A 2,320-nucleotide genomic window follows, 5' to 3' on the forward strand; every position below is an offset into this window, starting at 1 on the left:
CCCCGCCGCTGACGGCCGGCTGCAGGGCGATCTTCGCCCCGTCGGCGGCCTTGATGAACTCGTCCAGCTGCTGCGCGGTGGTGATCTCGGTGAGGTTGAACTCGATGACCTCGCGTTCAACCTCCTCTTCCTGCGCGGCGAACAGGTCAAAGAGCCGCTTGCGCAGGGTGTTGAACTCCAGCGCGTCGAACAGGTTTTCCACGGCCTCACGGTTCGGGCTTTCCAGCACGGACTCTTCCAGGGTGACCGGCAGGTCCAGGTCGCGGTGCAGTTCGTTCAGGCGCCGGTTGCGCTTGACGTTCTCCACGTGTTCGCGCAGGTTGTTGCCCACCTTGCCCTTGATGGAGTCGATGTTCTCCAGCACCCCGTCCAGCGAACCGTACAGGCCCAGCCATTTCGCGGCCGTCTTGGGGCCAACCCCGGGCACGCCGGGCAGGTTGTCCGCGGTTTCCCCGACCAGCGCGGCCAGGTCGCAGTAGCGTTCGGGGCGGACGAAGTACTTGGCTTCGATAGCGTCGGCGTCCATCGGCGGGATGTCGCTGATGCCCTTCTTCGGGTAGAGCACCAGGGTGTCCTCATTGATCAGCTGGAACGCGTCGCGGTCCCCGGAAACGACCAGCACCTTGAAGCCGGCGTCCTCACCCTGCCGGGCCAGGGTGGCCAGGATGTCATCGGCCTCGTACCCCTCCAGGGTGATGCTGGGAATGTTCATCGCCTTCATGACCTCTTGGATCAGGTCGATCTGGCCGTAGAACTCCTCGGGAGTCTTGTTGCGCCCGCCCTTGTATTCGGTGTACTCCTGGGAGCGCAGGGTCGGGGTGTCCAGGTCGAACGCGACCGCCACGTGAGTTGGCTTCTGCTGGCGGATCATGGTCAGCAGCATGGAGACGAACCCGTGCACAGCGTTGGTGTGCTGACCGGTGCTCGTGGCGAAGTTCTCGGCGGGCAGCGCATAGAAGGCGCGGAACGCCATCGAGTGCCCGTCAATGATCAGCAGTCGTCGGTCCGATTCGGACATCACTTTGGTTGTTTCACTCACACCTGCCAGCCTAGTTGCACTTCGGGACATTTTCACTTCCCGAACCACGCAATCTTTGGCACATCCCCGGGCCCTGGGCTCCGGCCGGAGCGGCAACATGGGCAGGTCAGATGCGGGAGGGGGGGCGGTGCCACTGCCGGGCTACGGGGCGGCAACCCGGTAGCGGTCCTCCAATACCCCGTTCTCGTGGGCCGTGCGGTCGATCAGGGTGAAGTCGGCAGGGGTCTTAGTGTCGAAGACGCTCACCCCGCTGCCCAGGACCACCGGGACGGTAAGCAGCTGCAGCTCATCGAGCACCCGGCGGTAAGGAACCGTCCGGCCAGCTGGGCCCCGCCCAGGATCCAGACGTCCTGCTGACCGGCGCTGCGGGCAATGTCCTGCGACCACAGGTCAATGTCCCCGCGCACGAACGTCAGGTCGGCCCCGGGGGTGGAGGGCAGCTCGTGGTGGGTGAACACCCACACCGGTTTGCCGGCGTAGGGCCAGGGCCGCCCAAGTGCGGTGAGCTGCTTGACCAGCCACAGGTAGGTCTGGCCGCCAATGACGATCGCGCCGATCTCGTCGAAGAACTTCTGGAACCCGGGCAGCGCGCCTGCGCGTCGCCGAAGGGTTCAAGCCAGCGGGTTTCACCGGCCGAATCGGCGATAAAACCATCGATGGAGGCACCCACATAGTATCTGAAGCTCGTCATGGCTCCAGTCTATGGGTGCCTCCATCGGTGAAGGTACTCGGGCGCGAAATTAGCTCAAACGCCCAGGATACTGGCGCTCAGGGCCGGCACGATCAGAATGATGCCGAAAAGCACCACGATTCCGCAAAAGGCGAAGCAGGCGAACGCGCCAAAGCGGTTCAGGGCCTCATGGCGGTCGTCATCGCGGGCGACGGCCAGCAGGCGGACGCCAAACGAGTACGCGCTGACGATGAGGATGGCGGCGACCCAGGTGGTTACCGCGACGATCAGGAATGCTGCCCAGTCGATGGTCACTTCTTGGCCCCCTGCGTGGGATTCTTCTTGGCGTTGTTCTTCGCCGCTTCCTTCGCGGCGGCCTTGGCGGCCTTCTCGCGCTTGCGGCGTTCCTTCTTCGACAGGATCTTCACTGCGGCACCCGAGGAGTCGATGTCGGAGATCGCGTTGTCGTGGCCGACAACGTCACGGCGCGAGAGCACCCAGAACACCAGCAGGATTCCGGCGCCCAGCACGCTGACGACCAGGGTGCCGGCGTTGCCAGGTGCATGACCAGGGCGGCCAGCGCGCCGACGACTGCCGCGGCCGGCAGGGTG

3 protein-coding genes and 1 pseudogene are annotated in these 2,320 nt (G+C 64.8%); all 4 read right to left on the bottom strand.

What is annotated here, in order from left to right; all coding sequences use genetic code 11:
• Positions 1–973 (bottom strand): 5'-3' exonuclease H3TH domain-containing protein (locus tag JCM19049_RS12015; protein WP_279403096.1); only part of this gene is annotated, 973 nt, incomplete at its 3' end.
• Between the two features lie 308 nt (positions 974–1,281).
• Positions 1,282–1,503: a hypothetical protein gene (locus JCM19049_RS12020; RefSeq protein WP_054821712.1), complete on the bottom strand. Its 222-nt coding sequence runs from the start codon at positions 1,501–1,503 to the stop codon at positions 1,282–1,284.
• A 281-nt stretch (positions 1,504–1,784) separates the two neighbouring features.
• A complete protein-coding gene (locus tag JCM19049_RS12025; RefSeq protein ID WP_138177869.1) occupies positions 1,785–2,024 on the bottom strand; it encodes a hypothetical protein in 240 nt (79 codons plus the stop codon).
• Positions 2,021–2,320, bottom strand: a pseudogene (locus JCM19049_RS12030) (hypothetical protein); the annotation flags it as partial. The pseudogene JCM19049_RS12030 and the gene JCM19049_RS12025, both read right to left, overlap by 4 nt.

This window comes from Arthrobacter sp. JCM 19049, assembly GCF_001310435.1.